Source organism: Rhodoferax potami (assembly GCF_032193765.1).
In the GTDB taxonomy this organism is placed as follows: domain Bacteria; phylum Pseudomonadota; class Gammaproteobacteria; order Burkholderiales; family Burkholderiaceae_C; genus Allorhodoferax; species Allorhodoferax potami.
In genome coordinates this window covers 578348-602020 of the sequence record NZ_JAVBIJ010000001.1, presented here as the reverse complement: position 1 = coordinate 602020, position 23673 = coordinate 578348, and the positions used below count along the sequence as shown (strand labels likewise).

General features: G+C 60.8%; 21 protein-coding genes. 15 read left to right on the top strand and 6 right to left on the bottom strand.

Annotated features, from left to right (window positions below):
- Positions 1 to 11: 11 nt before the first annotated feature.
- The 7 genes from RAE21_RS02940 (at position 12) to RAE21_RS02910 (ending at position 10016) form a co-directional block, all read left to right on the top strand.
- Positions 12 to 3044 carry a class I SAM-dependent DNA methyltransferase gene (locus tag RAE21_RS02940; RefSeq protein ID WP_313880070.1) on the top strand — a complete coding sequence of 1011 codons (3033 nt, stop codon included), beginning with the start codon at positions 12 to 14 and terminating at the stop codon, positions 3042 to 3044.
- Positions 3045 to 3203: 159 nt separating this feature from the next.
- Positions 3204 to 4289: an AAA family ATPase gene (locus RAE21_RS02935; protein WP_313880069.1), complete on the top strand. Its 1086-nt coding sequence runs from the start codon at positions 3204 to 3206 to the stop codon at positions 4287 to 4289.
- Positions 4286 to 4807, top strand: coding sequence for a hypothetical protein (locus RAE21_RS02930; RefSeq protein ID WP_313880068.1), 522 nt, complete (start codon positions 4286 to 4288; stop codon positions 4805 to 4807). Before RAE21_RS02935 ends, RAE21_RS02930 begins: the two co-directional genes overlap by 4 nt.
- A 45-nt stretch (positions 4808 to 4852) precedes the next feature.
- A complete protein-coding gene (locus tag RAE21_RS02925; RefSeq protein WP_313880067.1) occupies positions 4853 to 5680 on the top strand; it encodes a proteasome-type protease in 828 nt (275 codons plus the stop codon).
- A 10-nt stretch (positions 5681 to 5690) separates the two neighbouring features.
- Positions 5691 to 6494, top strand: a complete 804-nt coding sequence (locus RAE21_RS02920) for an alpha/beta hydrolase (RefSeq protein WP_313880066.1) — start codon at positions 5691 to 5693, stop codon at positions 6492 to 6494.
- Between the two features lie 4 nt (positions 6495 to 6498).
- Positions 6499 to 8295: a sensor histidine kinase gene (locus tag RAE21_RS02915; protein WP_313880065.1), complete on the top strand. Its 1797-nt coding sequence runs from the start codon at positions 6499 to 6501 to the stop codon at positions 8293 to 8295.
- Positions 8295 to 10016 carry a putative bifunctional diguanylate cyclase/phosphodiesterase gene (locus RAE21_RS02910; RefSeq protein WP_313880064.1) on the top strand — a complete coding sequence of 574 codons (1722 nt, stop codon included), beginning with the start codon at positions 8295 to 8297 and terminating at the stop codon, positions 10014 to 10016. The genes RAE21_RS02915 and RAE21_RS02910 overlap by 1 nt, the downstream gene beginning before the upstream one ends.
- A gap of 51 nt (positions 10017 to 10067) precedes the next feature.
- Here the strand turns inward: RAE21_RS02910 and RAE21_RS02905 are convergent, their stop codons facing one another.
- The 4 genes from RAE21_RS02905 to RAE21_RS02890 all read right to left on the bottom strand — a co-directional run bounded on the left by RAE21_RS02905 (position 10068) and on the right by RAE21_RS02890 (position 14279).
- Entirely contained in the window at positions 10068 to 10901 is an 834-nt protein-coding gene (locus RAE21_RS02905; protein ID WP_313880063.1) for an undecaprenyl-diphosphate phosphatase, read from the bottom strand.
- Between the two features lie 81 nt (positions 10902 to 10982).
- Complete coding sequence (locus RAE21_RS02900) at positions 10983 to 12218, bottom strand: ABC transporter permease (RefSeq protein ID WP_313880062.1); 1236 nt, start codon at positions 12216 to 12218, stop codon at positions 10983 to 10985.
- Positions 12215 to 12991 (bottom strand): ABC transporter ATP-binding protein, encoded by a 777-nt coding sequence (locus RAE21_RS02895; protein WP_313880061.1) that lies wholly within the window; start codon positions 12989 to 12991, stop codon positions 12215 to 12217. Before RAE21_RS02895 ends, RAE21_RS02900 begins: the two co-directional genes overlap by 4 nt.
- 10 nt (positions 12992 to 13001) lie before the next feature.
- On the bottom strand, positions 13002 to 14279 hold the full coding sequence (locus tag RAE21_RS02890) for an efflux RND transporter periplasmic adaptor subunit (protein ID WP_313880060.1): 1278 nt from the start codon (positions 14277 to 14279) through the stop codon (positions 13002 to 13004).
- A gap of 198 nt (positions 14280 to 14477) precedes the next feature.
- On the opposite strand from RAE21_RS02890, the gene RAE21_RS02885 reads away from it, so the two are divergent.
- The 7 genes from RAE21_RS02885 (at position 14478) to RAE21_RS02855 (ending at position 20463) form a co-directional block, all read left to right on the top strand.
- Entirely contained in the window at positions 14478 to 14891 is a 414-nt protein-coding gene (locus tag RAE21_RS02885; RefSeq protein WP_313880059.1) for a DUF2306 domain-containing protein, read from the top strand.
- Positions 14892 to 14916: 25 nt separating this feature from the next.
- A complete protein-coding gene (locus RAE21_RS02880; protein ID WP_313880058.1) occupies positions 14917 to 15213 on the top strand; it encodes a 2TM domain-containing protein in 297 nt (98 codons plus the stop codon).
- 33 nt (positions 15214 to 15246) lie between these two features.
- Positions 15247 to 16305, top strand: a complete 1059-nt coding sequence (locus RAE21_RS02875; protein ID WP_313880057.1) for a sensor histidine kinase — start codon at positions 15247 to 15249, stop codon at positions 16303 to 16305.
- A 6-nt stretch (positions 16306 to 16311) separates the two neighbouring features.
- The gene (locus tag RAE21_RS02870; protein ID WP_313880056.1) at positions 16312 to 17175 is read left to right on the top strand and encodes a LytR/AlgR family response regulator transcription factor; all 864 of its coding nucleotides are present in this window, start codon (positions 16312 to 16314) and stop codon (positions 17173 to 17175) included.
- A 98-nt stretch (positions 17176 to 17273) separates the two neighbouring features.
- Positions 17274 to 18434, top strand: a complete 1161-nt coding sequence (locus tag RAE21_RS02865) for a branched-chain amino acid ABC transporter substrate-binding protein (protein ID WP_313880055.1) — start codon at positions 17274 to 17276, stop codon at positions 18432 to 18434.
- 32 nt (positions 18435 to 18466) lie between these two features.
- Positions 18467 to 19057, top strand: coding sequence for a hypothetical protein (locus RAE21_RS02860; protein WP_313873636.1), 591 nt, complete (start codon positions 18467 to 18469; stop codon positions 19055 to 19057).
- 269 nt (positions 19058 to 19326) lie between these two features.
- Positions 19327 to 20463, top strand: a complete 1137-nt coding sequence (locus RAE21_RS02855) for a branched-chain amino acid ABC transporter substrate-binding protein (RefSeq protein ID WP_313880054.1) — start codon at positions 19327 to 19329, stop codon at positions 20461 to 20463.
- Between the two features lie 131 nt (positions 20464 to 20594).
- Here RAE21_RS02855 and RAE21_RS02850 read toward each other — a convergent pair whose 3' ends face one another.
- Positions 20595 to 21728, bottom strand: coding sequence for a DUF2157 domain-containing protein (locus RAE21_RS02850; RefSeq protein ID WP_313880053.1), 1134 nt, complete (start codon positions 21726 to 21728; stop codon positions 20595 to 20597).
- Positions 21729 to 21789: 61 nt separating this feature from the next.
- Between RAE21_RS02850 and RAE21_RS02845 the strand changes: the two genes are divergently transcribed.
- Entirely contained in the window at positions 21790 to 22719 is a 930-nt protein-coding gene (locus RAE21_RS02845; protein ID WP_313880052.1) for a glutaminase, read from the top strand.
- 23 nt (positions 22720 to 22742) lie between these two features.
- On the opposite strand, the gene RAE21_RS02840 is transcribed toward RAE21_RS02845, so the two are convergent.
- On the bottom strand, positions 22743 to 23669 hold the full coding sequence (locus RAE21_RS02840; RefSeq protein ID WP_313880051.1) for a sensor domain-containing diguanylate cyclase: 927 nt from the start codon (positions 23667 to 23669) through the stop codon (positions 22743 to 22745).
- Positions 23670 to 23673: the final 4 nt, after the last annotated feature.

Genomic DNA, 23673 nt, shown 5'->3' with positions numbered 1-23673 from the left:
AGGGATACAACATGACGCCGCAGCAATTCATCGCTAAATGGGGCCCCGGTGGCCCGTCATATGAACTGAACGAGCGCCAAGGCGCACAGCCACACTTTATGGACCTGTGCCAATTGCTGGGCGTGCCCACACCCGGCACCGATGGCGACTACCTGTTTGAGCAAGACACACTCATCCTGGGCGAAGCCCGTGGCTATGCCGACGTGTTCAAGCGCAACCACTTCGCTTGGGAAAACAAAGCACCTGGGCGCAACTTGGATGCCGCGCTCAAGCAACTGCTGACCTACAGCCTAGCGCTCAGCAACCCGCCACTGCTGGTGGTGTGCGACCGGCTCACCATCCGCATCCACACCCAATTCAACGGCCATCCGTCTGAGGTGCACACCGTGTTGCTGGCCGAGCTGGCCCAGCCCGAAAAACAAGCCTTGCTACGCCGCTTGTGGACCGACCCTGAGAGCTTTCGCCCCAAGAAAACCAGCCGTGACATCACCGAAGCCGCCGCCAAGAGCTTTGCCACCCTGGCCGAAGGCCTGCGCAAACGCGGCCCGGGCACCAGCGAGCACGCAGATGAAGTCGCCCACTTCCTTACCCAGTGCCTGTTTTGCTTCTTTGCGGAAGACGTGGGCCTGCTCCCCGGTCGCATGTTTGAAGGGCTGGTCAACAACAAACAACTCACCGCCGACCGACTCAGCCAGGGCCTTACCAACCTGTTCACGGTGATGCGCAAGGGCGGCCTGTATGGCAACGACGACATCCCGTGGTTCAACGGTGGGCTGTTCAAGAAGGTGAAAGTGCCGATGCTCACCATCATGGAAGTGACCGAGTTGCGCAACGCGGCCTCGCTGAACTGGTCGGCTATTGATGTGTCCATCTTCGGCACCCTGTTTGAACGGGGCCTGGACCCCGCCAAACGCAGCCAGCTCGGTGCCCACTACACCGACCCGGCCACTATCCTGCGCATCGTGGAGCCGGTGTTGACCCGCCCACTGCTACAAAAATGGGAGCTAGTAGCGCAGGAAATACGGACGCTAATGGCTAAGAGTAAGCAAAAGCGACGAGCGGCCTATTCCGCGGGCGGCAGGCATTTCCGGGCTTCGGCAGGTGATGCCTCGTTTCAGGCAGCAGAGCGGCTTTTTCACGACTGGCTTGAGCAACTCAACGCCTACCGCGTGCTCGATCCGGCCTGCGGCAGCGGTAACTTTTTATTCCTTGGCCTCAAAGCCCTGAAAGATATAGAGCACAAAAGCCACCTCGATGCCGCCAACCTAGGGCTCGACCGGCAGGCCGACTTGGTCACTGGCCCGCACAACGTGTTGGGCATCGAGCTCAACGAATACGCCGCCGAACTAGCGCGGGTAACGGTGTGGATTGGCGAACTGCAGTGGCGCATTGAGCATGGCTACGACTTCAAGACCAACCCCGTGCTGGAGCCGCTGGATCATATTGAGTGCCGCGATGCGCTGCTGACCTTTGTGCCAATGGAGGACGATCCGGATGCACCGCCCGCAGTAGAAGAAGCCCAGTGGCCCAAAGCCAGCGTGGTGATTGGGAATCCGCCGTTTTTGGGCGACCGAAAAATGATCCGTGAGTTAGGCGAGGCCTACACACTCACCCTGCGCAAGGTCTATGCCGATCGCGTCCCCGGTGGTGCCGACTTGGTGTGCTATTGGTTTGAAAAGTCTCGCAAAGCTATCGAGAGCCATGGTTTGGGCGCAGCCGGCTTGGTGTCGACCAACTCCATACGTGGCGGAGCCAATCGCAAAGTTCTGGAAGCTATTTGCTCGACCACGCGCATTTACGAAGCTTGGGGTGACGAAGGCTGGGTGAATGAAGGCGCGGCAGTCCGAGTGTCCTTGGTGGCGTTTGGCCATGCTGACCAAGAAGCCTGTTTAAACAGTACTTCCGTTGCGCTGATTGCTGCCGACCTGAGCGCACAAGATGCCGCAGGTGGTGGCGACCTGACGACAGCTACCAAGTTGTCTGCCAATGCCGAAGCCTCATTCATCGGCACGCAGAAGAACGGCCCGTTTGACGTTCCCCGCGAAACAGCCGTAGCTTGGCTAGCGCAGCCTAATCCTCATGGTCAATCGAACGCGCAAGTGGTGCGGCCCTGGGCGAATGGCCTGAGCGTGACCCGCCGCCCGGAGAACTTGTGGGTTGTTGACTTCGACAAGATGTCCGAAGCAGATGCCAGCCTCTTCGAGTTGCCTTTTGCTCACGCTGCACAGCATGTCAAACCGACACGCCTAGAACTCCGACGCGACTGGCATCGCTTGCATTGGTGGAGTCATGGAGATCCACGCCCAGCGATGAAGCTGGCGCTTGCAGAGATACCGCGACAGATCATCTCGCCCAGAGTTTCTAAACATCGAGTATTCGCATGGTTCAACAGCGCAGTGCTTCCAGACAGCGCCGTCGTCGCAATAACCCGCGCCGATGACACCACCTTCGGCATCCTGCACAGCCGCTTCCACGAACTCTGGTCGCTGCGTATGGGCACATCGCTGGAAGATCGGCCTCGCTACACCCCCACCACCTGCTTCGAAACCTTCCCCTTCCCCGAGGGCCTGACGCCCGCCGACACTGCCCACCAGCGCACAGAGCTTGTAGCCGGTGGCGCGCTGATTCCGGCAGGGCTTTCCGAGTCAAATCAGCCTCTAGCGCACGCCTTATATGCGCAAGCAGCTACGAAAACTGTAGCAACCAGCATTGCCCAAGCCGCTAAGCGCCTCAACGACTTGCGGGAGAACTGGCTCAACCCGCCCGAGTGGACTGAACGGTTGCCTGAAGTCGTACCGCTAGGCATGACCACCAGCCCCTACCCCGACCGCATCGTGCCCAAGCTTGGATTTGAGAAAGACTTAGCCCAGCGCACTCTGACCAAGCTTTACAACCAGCGCCCGGCTTGGTTGCAGGCAGCCCATGAGGCACTGGACCAGGCCGTGGCCGCCGCATACGGCTGGTCCGACTACACCACCGCCATGCCCGACGAAGAGGTTTTGAAACGCCTACTGGCTCTCAACCTGGCACGCTCGAAGTCCTAAAAAAGGGTATCAAATCAATTTTGGTACAAATTTTCGTACGAAAAGTGATTTAATAGGGGCATGCTACATAGTTTTGCCTTCTCCAATTTCCAGTCTTTCCGTGAACGCACTGAGGTTTCTTGGCAAGTTGATCAGCGCAATGCGTCATCTGCTTGGTCCATGGACGCCGATACGGGCGAGCGACTGAGCACAGTCATGGCCGTCATTGGCCCCAATGCCAGTGGGAAGACGGGTTTGCTCAAGCCGGTGGTATTCGTGCACTGGTTTATGGCTCATTCCTTCCAAATGGAGCCATCTGCGCCTTTGCCTTTCAGCCCCCACCCAGCAGGCGCTGATGAAGCCACTGAGTTTGAGGCAGAAATCGACTTTGATGGGCAGCTCTGGCGGTACACCCTGCGTGCCACACAGCAACGCGTACTGCATGAGGCCCTTTATGTAAAACGTCAGCGCATGAGCTACGTGTTTGTCCGCAATTGGGATGAGGCACGGCAGACCTACACCGTGAAACAACAAGATTTTGGCTTTGCCCCCTCAGAGGCCGTGAAGGTGCGGCCCAACGCGTCACTGATTGCTACTGCCGCTCAGTACGGGGTGCCATTGGCCTTACGCATGGTTGCACCCTATGTGTGGAGCAATATTCATCAATACGGGCGGATAGTTCAGGACAGCAATCAACTGATTGCTGCCGCCAAGTTGTTTGCTAACCATGATGCGCACCGAGTCTCCATGACCCAACTGCTATCGCAATGGGATTTGGGGCTTAGTGATGTGCAATTGAAAGAATTTGAGGTCACTGGCCCCGACAACACGCAACAAAAGTTGTGGCGACCCTACGGCTTTCACAAAATGCACGATGGCTCCAGCTTTGCACTGGACTTTGCGCAAGAGTCCAGCGGCACCCAAGGTGCGTTCATTTTGCTTTCTCGGCTTCTACCCGTATTGGAGGCCGGTGGCTTGGCAGTCATTGATGAGTTCGAGAACGACTTGCACCCCCACATGCTGGAACCGATTTTGGATTTGTTTGCCAATCCGCGAACCAATCCGCACAAGGCACAACTGCTTTTCACTTGCCATGCCATGGAGGTGCTGAATTTGCTCCACAAATCGCAAGTGACGCTGGTTGAGAAAAACGAATTCAACGAGAGCAGTGCCTGGCGGCTTGACAGCGTAGAGGGCATCCGCGCAGACCATAACCACTATGCCAAGTACATGGCAGGTGCCTACGGGGCAGTGCCGCAGCTATGAGCAATCACAAACTTGCTCGACGAAGTGTTGTCAGAACAATTTTGGTGGTTGGGGAAGGCTATTCTGAAGAGTATTTTCTGAAGCACTTGGTAGGTCTCTATGTCCAGCGTGGTTGTGGCTTTCGATTCGACGTGAAAAATGCACGCGGCATGGGTGCATCGCATGTGGTGAATGTCGTGATTCGGCAATCGAGAAATGCTGATTTCGACCATCGTGTGGCGTTGCTGGATACAGACGTTGGCTGGGACCAGAGGACTGAAAGCATTGCCCGCAAAGAGCGAATTCAAGTATTGGCGTCCACTCCTTGTCTTGAGGGCCTGCTGCTACAAATCCACAAAAAGTCGATTCAAGACAGAACGACTGAACAATTGAAGCAAGCCTTCGAAGCAGCCTTTGGCGGCCCTGCCTCAGAGCCCAGAATTTATCCACGCTTTTTCACTAAAGCAGTTCTGGAGGATGCCCGAACTACGGTGGCGACCTTGCAGGCTCTTTTGACATTGCTCGAAACCGGTAAGTGATCTCGCCTCGATACACTCTAGGTTTCGCCCTCAACGACAATAAAAATGACCTACTGCGTCGCCATCAAACTCAACGCCGGCCTGGTGTTCCTCTCAGACTCCCGCACCAACGCCGGACTCGACCAGATCAGCACCTTCCGCAAAATGATCGTGTACGAGAAGCCCAATGACCGCTTCATGGTCCTGCTCTCGGCCGGCAACCTCAGCATCTCCCAATCAGTCCGCGAGATCTTGCAGATCGAAAAGCTCAAGGACCACGAAGACGACGAAGGCATCACCATCTGGAACGCCAAGAGCATGTTCGATGCTGCCCGCGTGCTGGGCTCGGCCATCCGCAAGGTACAAGAGCGCGACGGCGCTGCACTCAAGAATGCGGGCGTGGACTTCAACGTGTCGCTGATCTTCGGTGGTCAGATTCAGGGCGAAGGCATGCGCCTGTTCCAGGTCTACTCGGCCGGCAACTTCATCGAGGCCACCCCCGAGACGCCCTACTTCCAGGTGGGCGAATCCAAATACGGCAAGCCGGTGCTAGACCGCGTGATCACCCCCGACACCCCGCTGGACGAGGCCGCCAAATGCGCGCTGGTGTCCATGGACTCCACCCTCAAGTCCAACCTGTCGGTGGGCCTGCCGCTGGACATGGTGGTGTACGAAGCGAACAGCTTCCAGACCGACAAGGTGGTATGCATCGACGAGAACAACCCGTACTTCAAGATGCTGCACAACAGCTGGGGCCAGAAGCTGCGCGAAGTGTTCGACAGCATTGAAGACCCGATGTGGAACGGCGGCCAGACCGATGTGCCGCTGTTGATACCCAGCACCCGCAGCCTGCCATTGAAGAAGATCACCACCCCTGACGAGAAATTGATTTAGTCTCGCCCGCATGTCGACCATCGTTTTCTCTCACGCCAACAGCTTTCCCGCCGCCACCTACAAAGTGCTTTTCAAAAGCCTGCGTGCCCGGGGCTACAGCGTCAAAGCCGTTGACAAATACGGCCATGATCCACGCTACCCGGTCAGCAACAACTGGCCGAACGTCGTACAACAGCTGGTGGACTTTGCAACCCCCATCGTCGAAAAAGCCGGCGAGCCTGTCTGGCTCGTGGGCCACTCGCTGGGGGGCTTCTTGAGTGTGATGGCGGCAGCGCGCCAGCCCGGTCTGGCCAAAGGTGTGGTGTTGATCGACTCCCCTTTGGTGGGCGGCTGGCGCTCGCGTATGGTGGGCTTAGCCAAAACCACCCAACTCGTGGGGTCGATATCGCCGGGCGCGGTGAGCCGCAAACGGCGTAACAGCTGGCCTGACGCCGATGCGGCCCTTGCGCATTTCCAGCACAAAAAGGCTTTTGCCCGCTGGGACCCGCAAGTCCTGCTGGATTACGTACACGATTTCCCTGAAGACAGCGAAGGCAAACGCGTGCTAGCCTTCGACCGTGATGTAGAAACCGCTTTCTACAACACCTTGCCCGACAACCTGGATCGCTTGTTGGCCCGTCATCCGCTGAAATGCCCTGTGGCTTTCATCGGGGGAGACCAGTCCGCAGAGATGAAGCAAGTCGGCATGGATCTGACCAACAAAATCACCAAGGGACGGAACATGATGCTCGATGGCACCCATCTTTTCCCCATGGAAAAGCCCCTCGCGACAGCGGCGGCGCTGGAAGCGGCCCTTCGCAACCTCGGGGGCTGAGCAGATGACCATTCCGGCCTCCAAGTTACTGGAATCGCTGGAAGCACAAATTGCCGCGCTGCGTGCGGAAAACGAATCCTTGCAACAGCAAGTGGTTGCCCAGCTAAGTGGGGCACGCCAGTGGATGATCCGGCGCACCACAGAGATGCAGCAGGACAACGAGAAGCAAAAGCGGGCTGAGACCATGCAGCGGGTGTTCTACCGGATTGCAGAGCGTGCAACCGCCGGCCTCTCGTTTCACGATTTCCTGCAAGTGGTGCACCAGCTGCTGCGCGAGTTGATGTTTGCCGACAACTTCTATGTGGCACTGCACAACCACGACCTTGGGGTGGTGGACTTTCCTTACTACGTGGACGAGCGGGATGGCGACGAAATGCAGCGCTACGGCGTGCCCTACAAAAAAGGCATGACGGAATACTTGCTAGAGCTTCAACAGCCCTTGCTGCTGGATGCAGCACGCTTTGCAGCGCTGCGTGAAGCGGGCCACATGGCAGATTCCAGCGGAGACTTGACCTTCGCCTCCTGGCTCGGCGTACCGATGCAGATTCACGGCCGGACCTTCGGTGTCTTGGTGGTGCAGGCTTACAGCGACGACGTCATTTACAACGACGAGGATGTGGAGATTCTCGGGTTTTTCGCGAACCACGTCAGTGCCGCCATCGAGCGCTACCAGACCATTGAAGAGCTGCGCAAATCAGAAGCGCGCTACCGCTCGGTGATTGAAAACGTCGGGGTGGGGGTGGTCGTCGTGCAAAACGGTCACATGGTGTTTGTGAACCCGAGCATGGAGCGGATCGTGGGTCACACCACCGAGGCCCTGATGGCCATGCCCTTCACCGGCAGCATCCACCCGGAAGACGTACCCACTGTCGTTGAGCGGCACCAGCGGCGCCTGCGCGGCGAACCGGTGGAAGAAAACTACAGCTTCCGGGTCATTACCGCCCGGGGCGAGGTGCGCACCCTCGATCTGTCCGCGGTGTTGATTCAGTGGGGGCAACGGGATGCAACCTTGCTATTTGTCGTTGATGTCACCGCACGGGTACGCGCAGAGGCCGACCAAAAGCGGGCTTTGCAGCAGCAAATTGAACTGAACGACCTCAAAAGCCGGTTCATTTCGGTGGCGTCGCACGAATTCCGCACACCGCTGGCCACCATCCACGGCTCGGTGGAGTTGCTGAGCCACTACGAAGCCCGCATGAGCACTGAGCAGAAGCGGCTCACCCTGCAGAAAATTGACGACGCGGTAGCACGCATGGCGCACATGCTGGAGAACGTCTTGGTCATCGGCCAGTCCGGAGCCGGGCGTTTGCAATTCAAGCCTCAGGCCTCCGCGATTGCCAGCTTTTGCAGGAGCCTCGTGGACGAACTCCGCAGCACCATGCCGGATGCCTTTCAGAACATCCAGATGACACTGGACCTGCCGGACGAGGGCTTGCGGTTTGAGATAGACGAAAGCCTGGTCCGCAATATCGTGGGCAACCTGTTGTCCAACGCGGTCAAGTACTCGCCCGATGGTGGTACAGTCGCCTTGCGGGTGAAGCCAGTGCAAGCCACCAAGCTGCTGATTGAGGTGTCCGACCAGGGGATCGGCATACCACCCGCGGACCAACCCAATTTGTTTGAAAGCTTTCACCGCGCCAGCAATGTCGGCAACATCGCCGGAACCGGCCTCGGTCTCTCGATTGTCAGGGACGCGGTGGAGTGCCACCGCGGTACCATCAGTCTGCACAGCGCGGCGGGGCAAGGCAGTTGCTTCACCGTGATGCTCGAAGCCCCACCAGCCGACACCGGGAATACGTGATGCACATCTTGATCGCGGAAGACGAACCCTCCCTGCGGGAAAACCTGCAGTGGATGCTCGAGCTGGAAGGCTACGAAGTCACCGCCGCAGCGGATGGCCGTGTGGCCTTGACGGCCGCCCTCGCCCATCGCCCCGACCTGGTGCTGACCGACGTCATGATGCCGGAGCTCGACGGTTTCGGGCTCATCAAAGCATTGCGCAGCCACCCGGCCACAGCCACCCTGCCGGTGATCATGCTCACGGCCCGCGCCGACCGCAGTGACACCCGCACCGGCATGAACCTCGGCGCAGACGATTACCTCACCAAGCCCTGCCGCCGCGAAGAGCTACTGGCCGCCATCAGCGCCCGCCTGGAGCGTAGCCGTATCCAGCAACTGGCTGCGCAACGTCTGCAAACCGAGGCCCAACAGGCCATGCAAATCGACACCCTGACAGGACTCCCCGGGCGGGACTTGTTTGAAGAGCAGCTCGACCACGCGGTCAGCACTTGCGAAACCGTAGCCTTGCTCTGCTTCGGGCTGGACGGTTTTTCAAAAATCAACGAATCCTTGGGCACCGGGGTCGGCGATCTCGTTTTGCGCGAGGTGGGCAAACGGCTGCAGCAGTGCATCCGCGGTTCGGTGTCCAGCCACCCGCATGATGTGGTCGGCCGGCTCGGCGGAGACCAGTTCGCAGTGTGCGTTACCGGCTTGCCGGATGCCTGCTCTTTGGCTGGCTTTGCCACGGTAGCCTTGACCGCCTTGGCGCAGCCCTACCGGGTATCCGGACACACCCTGTTTCTGACCGCCAGCGCCGGTGGCAGCACCTACCCGGCACAGGCCGACAGCGTGCACGCGCTGCTGCTCAACGCAGAGTCCGCGCTCCACCACGCCAAGCCGGACGGCCCGGGCATGTACGCCTACTTTGACAGCGCCATGAACCGGCGGGTCGCGCGCACCTTGCTGATCCACAACGAGCTCCACAGCGCCCTGCATGCCGGTGACCTGGAGCTGTACTACCAGCCCCAGATCCGCATTGCGACCGGCAAAGTCGTGGGCTTCGAGGCGCTGCTGCGTTGGCACCATGCCACCTTGGGTGCGATACCGCCGAGCGAATTCATCCCGATTGCGGAGCAAAGCGGAATCATTGTGCAGGTGGGTGAATGGGTGTTGCGCACCGCCGCGCAACAAGCCGCGCGCTGGATAGCCCAGGGGCACCAAGGCTTCCGGATTGCGGTCAACATCTCCGCGCGGCAGTTTGTCGGGCAAAACCTGCCGGAATTGGTGGGCCGGATTCTGAAAGAAACCGGCATTCCGCCCAGCGCGCTGGAGCTGGAGGTGACCGAAAGCCTGGCCTTGCACAACGTGGCCAACACCCTGGCTACCCTGCACGAGTGCAAAGCCCTGGGCGTGCACCTTGCGATGGACGACTTCGGCACCGGCTACTCGAGCCTGTCGTACCTGAAACGCTACCCGCTCGACACCCTCAAAATCGACCAATCCTTTGTGCGCAATATTCCCCACGACTTGGGCGATGTGGCGATCACCCGGGCCATCGTGGCCATGGCACAGAGCTTCGGCCTGTCACTGGTGGCGGAAGGGGTAGAGACCCCCGAGCAGCTCGCTTATCTGCGCGAGCTGGGGTGCGATGACGCCCAAGGCTATTTGTTCAGCCCTGCGGTACCCGCCCCGCAAGCCGAGCGCTTTTTTACCGAGCTGCAAAACACCGCGCTACCGGCGTAAAAAAGGCCACCACAGTGGCCTTTGGCAAACCGGGGCAAGGCACCCCGCAGATCACTCGGCCCAGACTACCAGCCCACTCCAGGAGGTGAGCAGCACCACGATGCCGAACACAATCCGGTAGTACGCGAAGCCGACAAAGCTGTGGGTAGAGATGAACTTGAGCAACCAGCGCACGCACAACCACGCGCTGATGAATGAGAACACTAGGCCGACGCTGAACATCGGCACATCCGCCACCGACAACAGGCCACGCTCTTTGTAAAGGCTGTAGGCACCCGCACCAATCAGGGTCGGAATCGCGAGGAAGAAAGAAAAATCGGTAGCTGCTTTGCGCGACAAGCCCAGCAACATGCCGCCAATGATGGTGGCGCCGCTGCGGCTGGTACCGGGCACCATGGCCAGACACTGCACCAGCCCCACTTTCAGGGCGTCCAGCGGGCTCATGTCGTCCACGTTGTGCACCCGCACTGCGGTGCCGCCTGCGCTCTGACGGCGCTCTGCCCACAGAATGATGAAGCCGCCCACAATGAAGGTAGTAGCCACCACCGCCGGCGTGAACAAATGTGCCTTGATGGCCTTGCCAAACAGCAGGCCGAGAATGACAGCGGGGAAGAAACCGATGAATACATTCAGCGCAAAACGCTGGGCCGAGCGCTCGGCCGGCAGGGCAACGATGGTGTCGCGGATCTTTTGCCAATAGACCAGAATCACGGCAAAAATTGCACCGGTCTGGATCGCAATATCAAACACCTTGGCTTTGGCATCCACAAAGCCCAAGAGCGAGCCCGCAAGAATCAGATGCCCGGTGCTCGAAATCGGCAAAAACTCGGTCAGCCCTTCCACCACGCCCATGATGGCGGCCTTGATCAACAACGTAATATCCAAAAAATCTCTCCCTGAAATACAAGCCAAATTGGCCTCTGGCGCTCATTTTATATGCGCGAGTAGCTCACATTTTGATAGCAACTACTCGTAGCGCAGGGCCTGGATCGGCAGCAGCTTGGCCGCGCGCCGCGCCGGGTAGTAGCCAAAAAAGACACCCACCACCGCCGAGAACCCCACCGCCAGCAGCACCGAGCCTGCACTCAACGCCACCTGCCACCCCGCGAAGTGTCCCACACCCCAGGTGGCCAGCGCCCCGAACGCGACCCCGATGGCGCCACCCAACAGGCTCAGCGTGACAGCTTCAATCAAGAACTGGGCCAGGATGTCCCGCCCCCGGGCCCCCACCGCCATGCGCAGCCCGATCTCGCGGGTGCGCTCGGTCACGTTGACCAGCATGATGTTCATGATGCCAATGCCACCAATCAGCAAGCTGATGCCCGCCACCGCCGCCAACAGCAGCGTCATCACACGGCTGCTTTCCTCCTGGGCCTGCAAAATCTCGGTCAGGTTGCGCACCACAAACGGGTCTTCAATCCCCTCTTGCACCTTAAAGCGCTGGCGCAACAGGTCTTTGATGCTGTCTTCCACCGCCCGCATGTCCTGCCCTTCACGCACCTTCACGCTGATGCTGCCCACCCGCTTGAGCCGGCTGGTCGCGTCGCCACCCCAGATGCGGTTGCGCAAAGTGCCCAGCGGCACCATGACCACATCGTCCTGGTCCTGCCCCATCGAGTTCTGGCCCTTGGGCGCCAAAACGCCGATCACCGTCATCGGGATATTGCGCACCCGCACCACCTGCTCAATCGGGTCCTGGTCCCCGAACAGCTCTCGGGCCACGGTGCTGCCGATCCAGGCCACTTTGGCCGAGCCCGCCAGTTCACCGGCATCAAACATGCGGCCGGCAGCCATGGGCCAGTCGCGCGCCTCGAGGTAGTCGTTGTTCACTCCAAAAACGGTCGAACTCCAGTTGGTATTGCCAAACACCAGCTGGGCACTGGTACGCGAGGTGGGGGCGGCCACCTGCACTTCGGGAATTTCAAGGCCAATGGCCGCAGCGTCCTCTTCGGTCAGGCGCTGGCGGGTCTGTGCGCCTAGGCGCACCCCGGCTTGCGACACACCGCCGGGCAGCACCAGCATGATGTTGGAGCCCAGGCCCTTCATCTGCTCCTGCACCCGGTCAGTCGCGCCCCGGCCGACCGCAATCATGGTGATCACTGCCGCCACCCCGATGATGATGCCCAGCATGGTCAAGATACTGCGCAAGGTGTTGGCCGCGAGCGACCGCCATGCGCTGCGCAATGCCGCAAAAAAATTCATAGCCCCCACGCTCCACCGCTTTGCGGGTCGCTGCCCCCCACGGGGGCCCTCACGCCTTGGGTCGGCCCGGCGGCGTTCGACTCTCCCTTGGCCCCCGCTTGCAAGGTGTCTTCCACCATGCGGCCGTCTTTGAAGACCAGTTTGCGGCGGGCCCAGGCGGCGATGTCGGGTTCATGGGTTACCAGGACCACCGTCATGCCCTGGCGGTTCAGGTCGGTGAGCAGGCGCATGATGTCTTCGCTCGTTTCTGAGTCCAGCGCGCCGGTAGGCTCATCGGCCAAGATGAGTTGCGGCCGGTTCACTAGCGCGCGCGCAATCGCCACCCGCTGCTGTTGTCCGCCCGACAGCTCGGCCGGCGTGTGATGGGCCCGCTCGCCCAAGCCCACGCGCTGCAGCGCCTCCAGGGCGCGGGCATGTCGCTCCGGCGCCTTGACGCCGGCGTACACCATGGGCAGCTCCACGTTTTCCAGCGCACTGGTGCGGGCCAGCAGGTTGAACTGCTGAAACACAAAGCCGATGCGCCGGTTGCGGATCGAGGCCAGCGCGTCGGGCCTCATGTCTTGCACCGCCTCGCCCGCCAGCAGATAGCTGCCGCTGCCGGGCTGGTCCAGGCAACCCAAAATATTCATCAAGGTCGATTTGCCGGACCCCGAGGTGCCCATGATGGCCACCATCTCGCCCTCGGCAATGTCCAGCGACACGCCGCGCAGGGCGTGCACGGTCTGGTCGCCCATGGCGTAGGTCTTGGTCAGTTCGCGGGCCGATATCAGCATCGGGCGTCCCTCAAAACGGCGACCGGGGGCCGCTGCCACCGGCTTTGGCAGAGGATGTGTTTTTGAGACCCGTGATCACCTCAGCGCCCTCCGCCAGACCGGCAGATCCCTCGCCGCCTTCGAGCACCTCGGTGGCACTGCCGTCGCTCACCCCGATGCGCACCGCCACCGCCTGCGGCTTGCCGTCGGCGGCGAGTGTGTACACCCGGCCCCGGCCCTGCCCGCGCCCGCCTGCCGGGGCGTCCACGCCCTCGATACGCATGCGCAGTGCGGCATTGGGCACCTTGAGCGCTTTGTCGCGCTGGTCGGTGATGATGCGCACATTGGCCGTCATGCCGGGCAACAGTTTGCCGCCTTCGTTTTTGAAACCGACGATGGCCACATAGGTCACCACATTGGCCACATTGGTGGCGGCCTTGCGCACCTGGCGGATGCTGCCCTCAAAGGTCTGGCCGGGAAAGGCATCCACCGTAAAGCTGGCTTTCTGGCCGGTTTTGAGGCGGCCCACATCGCTCTCGTCAATCGCGGCTTCGACCTGCATGTCGGACAGGTTCTGGGCAATCACAAACAGCTCGGGCGCCTGCAGGCTGCTGGCCACCGTTTGGCCACGCTCGATGGTGCGCTTGATCACAATGCCGTTCACCGGCGAAGTAATGCGGGTGCGGGCCAGATCGATACGCGCCTGCGCCAGTGCCGCCTCGCGCTGGGCCACATTGGCCTGTGCAGTTTTGACCTGGGCTTGGGCCACGCCCACCTGGGCTTGCACGCTTTTCATGGCCTCCAGGCTGGTGTTCACCAAAGCGCGGGCCTTATCGGCCTCGCTGGCGGCAATGAACTGCTGGTCGGCCAAGCTCTTTTTACGGTCGGAGTCGCGTCGGGCCTCGTCCAAGTCCACCTGCGCGCGCGACACCTGGGTTTGTGCGGCCAGCGCGTTGGCCTGGGCGGTCAACACCGCGGCCCGAGCGGCATCCACATCCGCTTGGGCGCTGCGCACCCGGTATTCAAACGTCTCGGGATCTATCTGGGCAATCAGCTGGCCGGCTTTGACTTCGCTATTGAAATCCACCAGCACGTCGCGGATCTGGCCGCTCACCTGGGTGCCCACACTTACCTGCGCCACGGGGCTGACGGCGCCACTGGCCGCCACGGTGGCTTGCAGATTGCCGCGACTCACCGTCGCCGTGCGGTACTCGACTTTGCCGCCATTTTGTTGCTGCACCCACCACCAGCCGCCCGCTCCCAAGGCAGCCACCAGCGCCACGGCGGCGCCTATGCGTTTTGTATTCATGCCTTGATTTTAGAAAGCCGCCATGGCAAACCCATGTCAGCCACCCAAAGGCCCTTGACCGCTCCGGGGCGGGAACGTGCAACTTGCGCCGTGGTGCTGCATCTCGCGCCGCCGGGGCTGCATTCCGTCGCAAACCGGTGGGCAAGTGATGGCGCACGCGTCACAGTCACGCCATCGCCAGCCCACAACCCCGCCGCCATGCCACTTACACCCGTCATTGCTGTTCATTTGACCTCAGCACTCGCCGCCCTGGTGATCGGGCCGCTGGCCATCTGGGCCCGGCGCGGCAGCACACAGCGCACCCGCTTGCACCGCGCGGCCGGCTACGCCTGGGTCACGATGATGCTGGCTACCGCCATCAGCGCCATGTTTATCCGCGACTACCAGCTACCCAACTGGGCCGGCTACACCTGGATCCACTTGTTTGTGCCGGTCACGCTGGCGGGCCTGTTCGGTGCGTTCCGGGCGCTCGCGCTCCACGATATTGCGCGCCACCGCAAGATCATGCAGGGCCTTTATGTCGGTGCCTGCCTGGGTGCGGGCGCCTTCACGTTGCTGCCCGGGCGCTACCTCGGCCAGCTGGTCTGGGGCCAATGGTTCGGCCTTTTGTAATTCACCCCGCTTGGAGTCCATCGCTATGAACGCATTCACCACTCTCTCACCCGCCGACCTGGAGCGCCTGGCCCGCAAACGGGCGGGCGCCAAAATGGGGTGGTACATCCACGCCCTGGTGTTTGTTTTCGTTAACGCCGGGCTGATGCTGCTGGCAGCCTTGCAAGGCCTGCACTGGGCCGTGTTCCCTGCTGCGGGCTGGGCACTGGGCCTGGCGGTACACGGTGCGGTGGTGTTCATCCGCCTGCAACGGGTCGGCCTGTTTCACTCGCTGCTGGAGCGTGAGCGCCAAGCCCTGCAAGCCCAGCGCGACCCCTGGTAAGCGCGCCACGCTTGGCGGCATACTCAGAGCCCTATGCGCCCCCTGCCCCCTACTGCTTTAGCCCTGCGCGGCCTCAAGGTGCTGGTCCTCAACACCGTCATTGCGCTGGGCATCACGCTGTTTGACAACCACTCGTTCGGCCTCAACCTGGTGTATTCGAACTGCATAGGCATTTGCATCTGGTGCTACATCGAGTGTGCCAACTACTTCTTGGTGGACAACTGGCAAAAGCATGTGTCCCGGCTGATCTTCATCGTGCCGGTGTCGGTGGTGCTGGGCTATGTGAGCGGCCATCTGCTGACCGACCTGATCCTGGGCACCACCTCGTTTCAATACTGGAAACAGACGCCCCGCATGGCCTGGGGCATGTTGTTTGTGAGCCTGGTGGCCGGCGGCACGATTTGCTGGGTATTTGTGAGCCGGGAGCAACTCGCCGCTGAGCGGCAAAACCTCGAGATTGCCCGCCGCCAAGCCAGCGAGGCCCAGCTCAAGCTGCTCGAATCGCAGCTGGAGCCGCACATGCTGTTCAACACCCTGGCCAACCTGCGCGCCCTGATCAGCCTCGACCCGGCCCGGGCCCAAACCATGCTGGATCACATGATTGCCTACTTGCGGGCCACCCTCTCGGCCTCGCGCGCGCCGGCAGGCGGCACCCGCCACACCCTGGCCGATGAGTTTGCCCGCCTGCACGACTACCTCGAGCTCATGGCCATCCGCATGGGACCACGGCTGCAGTTCACCCTGGACCTGCCCGATGCATTGCGCGACCAGCCGGTGCCGCCCCTGCTGCTGCAACCCCTGGTAGAAAACAGCATCCAGCATGGCCTGGAGCCCAAGGTGGAGGGCGGCCGCATCCGCATCGCCGCCAGCGCAGACCACGGGCGCTTAACTTTGCAGGTGCAAGACACCGGCTTGGGCGCAGACCCGACCCGCCTGCAAGGCCAAGCCACGCCCTCACCCGGCCACGGCTTTGGCTTGCAACAGGTGCGCGAGCGACTGGCCACCACCTTCGGTAGCGAGGGCGCTATGCTTTTAGTAGCAGCCCCCGAAGGCGGAATAAGCGCCAGTGTCACTTTCCCCCTCAAGATCTGAGCCCTCATGACCGTTGCGACCGCACTGATAGCTGAAGACGAGCCCCTGTTGGCCATGGCCCTGCAGGCCGAGCTGGCCCGTGCCTGGCCCGGGCTGCAGGTGCTGCGAACCGTGGGCGATGGCGCATCCGCCGTTCGGGCTGCGCTGGAGCTGGCACCCCAGGTGCTGTTTTTTGACATCCGCATGCCCGGCCTGAGCGGGCTGGACGCCGCCCTCGAGCTGGCCGAACTCTGGCCCCCGGCCCACGCGCCGCACCAGCCCTTCCCTGCGCTGGTGTTTGTGACCGCCTACGACCAATACGCAGTGCAAGCCTTTGAAGCGCAGGCTATGGACTACCTGCTCAAGCCAGTGCAAGCCGCGCGCTTACAAAAAACTGTGTCAAAACTGCAGCAGGCCCTCATAAAACCTGCGCATACCGCTCCTGAAACAATAGCAAATCCAGTACCTGATGCCACCTTGGACGCCACGCTGCACCAACTGCGCGGCCTGCTGGAGCACAGCGCCCGGGTCACCGGCAGCGGCATGGGCGCGACGCCAGCTCTGCCCCGCCTGCAGGTGCTGCAAGCCAGCGTGGGGCAGCAGATTCACATGGTCTCGGTGAGCGAGGTGCTGGTGTTCGAGGCGGCCGACAAGTACCTGCGGGTCCTGACTGCCGACCGCGAATACCTGCTGCGCACCCCCCTGAAAGACCTGCTCAACCAGCTCGACCCGGACGAGTTCTGGCAGATCCACCGCGGCACTGTGGTGCGGGCCAGCGCAATTGCATTCGTGCACCGCGACGAGGCGGGCAAGCTCTCGCTCACCTTGCGCGAGCGCCATGACAAACTGCCGGTCAGCCGCCTTTACGCCCACCGCTTCAAAGCCATGTAGTGGGCGGCTTCTACTTGGGGTAAACGAGCCCTCTGTGGCATGGGTGTTGCTGGGTATAGCTCCCTACAATGCCCCATCGATTCCCTAGGACCCCTTCCATGCAATTGAAACTCTCGCGTCGCAGCACACTGCGCCTGCTTTCCGCGTCCGCTGTAGCCTCATCCGGGCTGTTGGCGGGCTGCGACTCCACGCCCGCGGTTATCAAAATCGGCGTCGCCCAGCCTTTGAGCGGCAACCTCGCGGCACTCGGCCAGGACTTGCTCAATGGTGTGAACCTCGCGGCAGAAGAAATCAACAAGGAAGGCTACAAAGTCAAGGGCAAGACCGTGACCTTTGAAATCGTGGCTGTCGACGACAAGGCCAACGCCGAAACCGGCAAGGCCGTCGCTCAGCAACTCGTAGACGCCGGTGTGGTGGCCGTCATCGGCCACCTGAACTCGGGGGTCAGCATCGCCGCAGCGCCCATTTATGCGGGCCGCAACATCGCCCAGTTGGCCATTTCCACCAATCCCAAATTCACCCAGCTCGGCCTGGACACCACCTTCCGCCTGGTGGCCAACGACACGCTGCAGGCCAAGGCGATTGGCAGCTACTCGGCATCGCAAATTTCAGGCACCCGCTACGCCTTGCAAGACGACAGCACCACCTACGGCAAAGAGCTGGCCGAGGGAGCCGAGGTCCAGCTCAAACTCGCCAAAAAAGAGATCGTGCTCAAACAAAGCTTTGACGACAAGACGGTCGATTTCGACGCCTTCGCCGCCAAGCTCAAGGCAGAAAACGTGCAGGTACTGGTCACCACCGTGAGCGACTTCCAGGTCGTGGCCCTGATTGAAGCTCTGAAAAAAATCGACTACACCAGCATCACCATCCTCGGTGCAGACACAGCCAAAACGCCAGACATGCTCAAGGGCGGCGGCGGCATGAAGGGCTTGTTTGTGACCTCGCCCATCCTGGAAGCCCGCGAATTCACCGCCGGGGCCGCCTTCCTCGACAAGTACCGCGCCAAGTTCAAAAAAGACCCCGCCTACGCCGGTCACTACACCTACGACGCAATGCACGTGCTGGCCGCAGCGATCCGGCGCGCCGAGTCGAGCAAGGCTGCGGACATTACTGCCATGCTCAAAAAGCTCGATGGCTATGCCCCGGTAACCGGCTCCATGAAATGGGATGACAAAGGCGAGCAGCGCTACGGCGTGATTGGGGTTTACAGTGGCAAAGGCGGGCTCTGGGAATCCCAGATGCGCTCTGACAGCTGGTAAGCCCCACCGCAAAGAACACTGAGGAGAACACCATGACTTTGCGCTACACCACCGTACCCAACACCTTGCCCGAGAGCAAGATGCGCATGTACCCCACCAAGGTCATCAACATCATTGGGGGGCCGGGTAGCGACAAGTCGCTGTTCTCAGCAGCCATCATTCTGTTTCTCAACCTCCACCACAAAACGGTGGAGACCATTCCCGACTACGCCAAGTCACTGGTCTGGCAACAAAACTTTGAAGTGCTGAAAAACCAGTACTTCATTGCCCAGCGCCAGTTCGAGATGCTCAACCTGCTCGACGGGCAGGTGCAGTTCCTGATCACCGAGTGCTCGCTCCCCCAGGTGCTGTACTACAACGAGCACTACCCCGAGAACATTTGCGACGTGGGCAAGACCCGCGCCCAGATTCTGGAGTGGTACCACCAGCACAACAACATCAACATCCTGGTGGAGCGCGGTGACAAAAAATACGTGCACACCGGCCGCTTCCAAGATGAAGACCAGGCACGCGAGGTGGACCGCGGCCTGCGCACCACGCTGCTGACCGAAGGCATTCACTTCACCGCACTGCCGGCCGATGTGGACGCCATCAACACCTTTGCCCGCACCCTGATCGACTAATCAGGCCCGGATGCCAAAACCGGTTCCGCCCCGGGGCTTTCCCTAACGCACAACTCGCACCAAAACTGTGCATTCGTTCATCCGGGGCACCAAAGGCAACCTCGCTTCAGAGGGAGAAGCCCTGTTTTGGGAGCAAATCAATTCATGCTCCATTAGAGATTTAAATACTAGTACCATATCAGTACAAGCCTGATGCTCACCTTTCAAGACTTGCGCTAATGTTCGCCCCGGTGAGAAATTTATTCACACTTTTTTAATTTGGAGTTTTTATGAAGTTGAAAATTGTTGCAGCCGCAGCCATCGCCTTGACCACCGGAATGGCTTTCGCACAAAACGCGGTTGTCACTATCGCTCACGTTGGCCCTACAAGCGGCGCGATCGCCCACTTGGGTAAGGACAACGAAAACGGCGCCAAATTGGCCGTTGAAGAACTCAACGCAGCTGGCGTGACCATCGGCGGTAAAAAAGTTACTCTGCGTTTGATGACAGAAGACGACGCAGCTGATCCCAAGCAAGGTACTGCTGTTGCCCAGAAGCTGGCTGATGCCAAGGTTTCCGGCGTGGTCGGTCACTTGAACTCCGGCACCACCATCCCTGCTTCCAGCATCTACTCTGACGCTGGCATCCCCCAAGTTTCTCCTTCCGCTACCAACCCCAAGTACACACGCCAAGGCTTCAAGACAGCTTTCCGTTTGGTGGCTGACGATGCACAACTGGGCGGCACACTGGGCCGTTACGCTGTGAAAGAACTGAAGGGCAAGTCCATCGCCGTGATCGACGACCGTACTGCTTACGGCCAAGGCGTTGCACAAGAGTTCAGCAAGGCTGTTGAAGCTGCTGGTGGCACCGTGGTTGCTAAAGAATTCACGACCGACAAGGCCACTGACTTCTCCGCTATCCTGACCACTATCAAGGGCAAGAAAGCCGACGTCGTGTTCTTCGGCGGTATGGACGCTGTTGCAGGCCCCATGCTGCGTCAAATGAAGTCCTTGGGCATCAACGCTAAGTTCATGGGCGGCGACGGCATCTGCTCCACCGAATTGGTGAAGTTGGGTGGCGACGCGATTGCTGACAACCAAGTCTACTGCGCGGAAGCCGGTGGCGTGGAAGGCCAGCAAAAGGTCGGCATGGACGCATTCAAGACCAAATTCAAGGCCAAGTTCGGTACAGACGTTCAGGTGTACGCACCCTACGTGTACGACGGCGTGAACCTGATGGTTGCCGCCATGGTCAAGGCCGGTTCTTCCGACCCAGCCAAGTACCTGCCCGTGTTGGCAGCTACCAAGGACTACAAGGGCGTGACAGGCAACATCTCCTTTGACAACAAGGGCGACATCCTGAACGGCGCTTTGACACTGAAGACCGTCAAGGGCGGCAAGCTGTCTGAAATCGCTGTGATCCGCTAATCACGGACCTGTCTCATGGCAACACAAGTTGCCATGCACAGCAAAAAGCGCACTGCCTGCAGTGCGCTTTTTTTATGCGTGCCCGCTAATCTGCCACTGCTACTGCCAGTGCCAGCGCGGCACACGTTCACTCAAGACCGGGGTTGCAAACCACGCGGCACAAAGGCGCTCAGCCGGGCGGCAATCGCAGCCTCGTTGCGCTGCCACCAAACGCCCAAGGCCACCAGCCCCAAGCCCAGCACCGTGAGTGCAAACGGAAACATAAAACTATCCTGAAACACCTTGTGCGACAGGTGCCCCAAATACAGCAGCACCCCAAAGGCGCCGTACACCGTGAACACGCGCCGCCCAATGGCCGCCCCCACCAGCACCAAGGCCACATTCAGCGCGCAATAACCCAGCTTGGCCAGCTCGGAGCCCGAGTCATTAAGGCTCAGGCCGCACCAGAACATGGTGGTGCCAAAAATATAGAGCCAAAACGCAAAGTCCTGCCGCCACTCGGCCGACTGCGAGAGCCGGGTCCGCACATCCACCCACAGGGCCACCGCCACCGTACCAATGCCAAACACCAGCGACATGTCGCGCATGAACTCCCACTCCCAGCGATGGTCCAGGAGCAGCATGTTGGCCACATCCATACTCAGGTACCACAGCGTGAGTGCCAACGGCATCACCATAAAGGGCAAGCGGTAGCGCCACAGCATCACCACACCAGCTGCCAGGGTGGCCAGCTCTAGGGTCAGCCAGCGCCAGTCAATCCGCGTGTGGTAGCTGGCCAGCGAGTCCGAGCCCCCAGGCGGCCACCAGCCCATCAGGTGCTGCCCGCTCCACACAATCAAGGGCACCAAAAACACTGCCAGCGTGGCCAGCAGGCCTGCCGGCACCATCAGGCCCCGGCCTTTGAAATGGTCTGCCACCTTGAGCGCCGCCCACAAGTAGGCCACGCCCAGCAACAGCAAGGCCATAGGCCCCATTTGCTGAAAGCCCAGGGTCATGAACAGCGACATCGCCCCGATGGCCAGCAAACCGCCAAAGTAATACAGCACATTCACAAAGCTGAACCCCGGCCCCGCAGCCACCGGCTGCAGCCCGTGCCCCGGCTCGCGCTGTGCAGCGCTGTGCGGCTGCACGCGATAGTGCCAGCGCTGCCACAAGGCCTGCGCCTGCGACTCGGTGATCACGCCGTCGCGGGCAGCCTCGGTCAAATCTTGCAAGCGCAGCGCAACCGGTAAATCTGCCGTGCCTGTGTCGTCTTTGATGTGCATTGCGCATCCCCCCTATGGTTGGCCTGCATATGTACCACAAGGCCACTCCTAGAATGAAACCATGCACACCCTCACCACCGCCCTGGCCCAAATCAACACCGAAGCCCGCGCCCTGTTTGGCCAAGGCAAGGTGGCCGACTACATTCCCGCGCTAGCCCAAGTGCCGCCACGGCAGTTTGGTATGGCGGTGGCGCTGGTAGACGGCAGCACGTTTCATGTGGGCGATGCGCACACCCCGTTCTCGCTGCAGAGCATTACCAAGCTGTTTACTTTTGTGCTGGCGCTCAAGGCCATCGGCGAAGACCTGTGGAAGCGCGTAGGCCGCGAGCCTTCGGGCGCGGCGTTTAACTCGATGGTGCAGCTGGAAACCGAACACGGCATTCCGCGCAACCCCTTTATCAATGCCGGCGCATTGGTAATTACCGACATCCTCACCACCCGCTACGCCCACCTCGACTACGCACTCTTGGGCGCTCTGCGCCGCCTGACCGACGACCCCGACCTGAGCTGGAACGCAGCTGTCGCCAAGAGCGAGCGCGACACCGCCCACCGCAACATGGCCATGGCCTACTTCATGAAAAGCCACGGCAACTTTGCCAACGCGCCCGAGCTGGTGCTCGACAACTACTGCCGCCAGTGCGCCACCGAGATGAACTGCGCCCAGCTCGCCCAAGCCACCATGTTTTTAGCCAACGCGGGCCGTGACCTCGGCCGCGACGGCCGCCCGGACGAGCAGTTTTTAAGCCCCGACGAGGCCCGCCGCGTCAACGCACTGCTGCTCACCTGCGGCGCCTATGACGCCGCTGGCGACTTTGCCTACCGCATCGGCTTGCCGGTCAAAACCGGCGTGGGCGGCGGCATTGTGGCCATTGCCCCTGGAGTGGGCACGGTGGCGGTATGGGCGCCCGAGCTGGACGCCAAAGGCAACTCGGTGCTGGGCGCTTTTGCACTGGAGCGCTTGGTGCAGCTCACCGGCTGGAACCACACCTGAAGAAAAAGGCTTTGGCCTAAGGCTCAGGCCCACATCAGCCGGTCACGGCCTGCGGCCTTGGCGGCGTAGAGCGCGCGGTCTGCATTGCGCATGTTTTCAATGCTGCTCAGGGCAGGGTCCAGCATGGTCAGGCCAGCAGAGCAGGTGTGGTGAAAGCGCGGCACCTCGGGCAAGGGCGACGACTCGCGCACCAGCTCCAGGATGGCTTGCACCTTGGCCTCCATTTCAGCAGGGGTGGCTTGGGGGAATAGCAGCAAAAACTCCTCGCCCCCGATACGGCCAAACCCGTCGTTGCGCCCTAGCGAGCTCACCACCAGGCGGGCAAAGCGCTGCAAGACCTCGTCCCCCGCGTTGTGGCCATAGGTGTCGTTGATTTTTTTAAAGTAATCCAGGTCCAGCAGCACCAAACCGCAAGGCTGCTGGTTGCCGCGCAACTGGTTGAGCCGCAAATCAAGCTGCTCGAGCACATGGGCACGGCTGCTCACGCCGGTGAGTGCGTCCACCTGGGCGGCCCGCAAAGCGCCATCGCGCGCCTGGCGCAACGAGCGGTCGTTGGTGCGCAGGGCCGTAATGTCAAAGCCCACGCTCAACATCCAGCCCTGCTCGTCCATGGTTTCGGTGATGTACATCCACTGGCCGCTGCGCAGGTCGGCCTCAAAACAGCGAAACGGCAGCTTGCCCCGCCGCGCCTTGGCAGAGATCAGCCACGCCTCGATGTCGTCGGTCTGGATAGCGGCGCCTACCTTGTTGGCATAGCTGTGGCGCATCATGTCGGACCACGAGATCGGCACATCCCGCGCCATGGCAAAGTCAATGCAGTGCGACGGGTTCGCGTAGCGCACCATGTCTTGCGGGTCGTACAACACCACATGCAGGGGCGACTGCTCGTACAGGCGAGCCAGGTCTTCCGCGAAATACGAGCTCACAGCAATGCCTTTGGAGTCAGCCATCAGA

Coding starts and splice junctions, on each gene's coding strand:
- RAE21_RS02940 (WP_313880070.1), top strand. CDS start 12: ATGACGCCGCAGCAATTCATCGCTAAATGGGGCCCCGGTGGCCCGTCA.
- RAE21_RS02935 (WP_313880069.1), top strand. CDS start 3,204: ATGGACGCCGATACGGGCGAGCGACTGAGCACAGTCATGGCCGTCATT.
- RAE21_RS02930 (WP_313880068.1), top strand. CDS start 4,286: ATGAGCAATCACAAACTTGCTCGACGAAGTGTTGTCAGAACAATTTTG.
- RAE21_RS02925 (WP_313880067.1), top strand. CDS start 4,853: ATGACCTACTGCGTCGCCATCAAACTCAACGCCGGCCTGGTGTTCCTC.
- RAE21_RS02920 (WP_313880066.1), top strand. CDS start 5,691: ATGTCGACCATCGTTTTCTCTCACGCCAACAGCTTTCCCGCCGCCACC.
- RAE21_RS02915 (WP_313880065.1), top strand. CDS start 6,499: ATGACCATTCCGGCCTCCAAGTTACTGGAATCGCTGGAAGCACAAATT.
- RAE21_RS02910 (WP_313880064.1), top strand. CDS start 8,295: ATGCACATCTTGATCGCGGAAGACGAACCCTCCCTGCGGGAAAACCTG.
- RAE21_RS02900 (WP_313880062.1), bottom strand. CDS start 12,218: ATGAATTTTTTTGCGGCATTGCGCAGCGCATGGCGGTCGCTCGCGGCC.
- RAE21_RS02895 (WP_313880061.1), bottom strand. CDS start 12,991: ATGCTGATATCGGCCCGCGAACTGACCAAGACCTACGCCATGGGCGAC.
- RAE21_RS02890 (WP_313880060.1), bottom strand. CDS start 14,279: ATGAATACAAAACGCATAGGCGCCGCCGTGGCGCTGGTGGCTGCCTTG.
- RAE21_RS02885 (WP_313880059.1), top strand. CDS start 14,478: ATGCCACTTACACCCGTCATTGCTGTTCATTTGACCTCAGCACTCGCC.
- RAE21_RS02880 (WP_313880058.1), top strand. CDS start 14,917: ATGAACGCATTCACCACTCTCTCACCCGCCGACCTGGAGCGCCTGGCC.
- RAE21_RS02875 (WP_313880057.1), top strand. CDS start 15,247: ATGCGCCCCCTGCCCCCTACTGCTTTAGCCCTGCGCGGCCTCAAGGTG.
- RAE21_RS02870 (WP_313880056.1), top strand. CDS start 16,312: ATGACCGTTGCGACCGCACTGATAGCTGAAGACGAGCCCCTGTTGGCC.
- RAE21_RS02865 (WP_313880055.1), top strand. CDS start 17,274: ATGCAATTGAAACTCTCGCGTCGCAGCACACTGCGCCTGCTTTCCGCG.
- RAE21_RS02860 (WP_313873636.1), top strand. CDS start 18,467: ATGACTTTGCGCTACACCACCGTACCCAACACCTTGCCCGAGAGCAAG.
- RAE21_RS02855 (WP_313880054.1), top strand. CDS start 19,327: ATGAAGTTGAAAATTGTTGCAGCCGCAGCCATCGCCTTGACCACCGGA.
- RAE21_RS02850 (WP_313880053.1), bottom strand. CDS start 21,728: ATGCACATCAAAGACGACACAGGCACGGCAGATTTACCGGTTGCGCTG.
- RAE21_RS02845 (WP_313880052.1), top strand. CDS start 21,790: ATGCACACCCTCACCACCGCCCTGGCCCAAATCAACACCGAAGCCCGC.
- RAE21_RS02840 (WP_313880051.1), bottom strand. CDS start 23,669: ATGGCTGACTCCAAAGGCATTGCTGTGAGCTCGTATTTCGCGGAAGAC.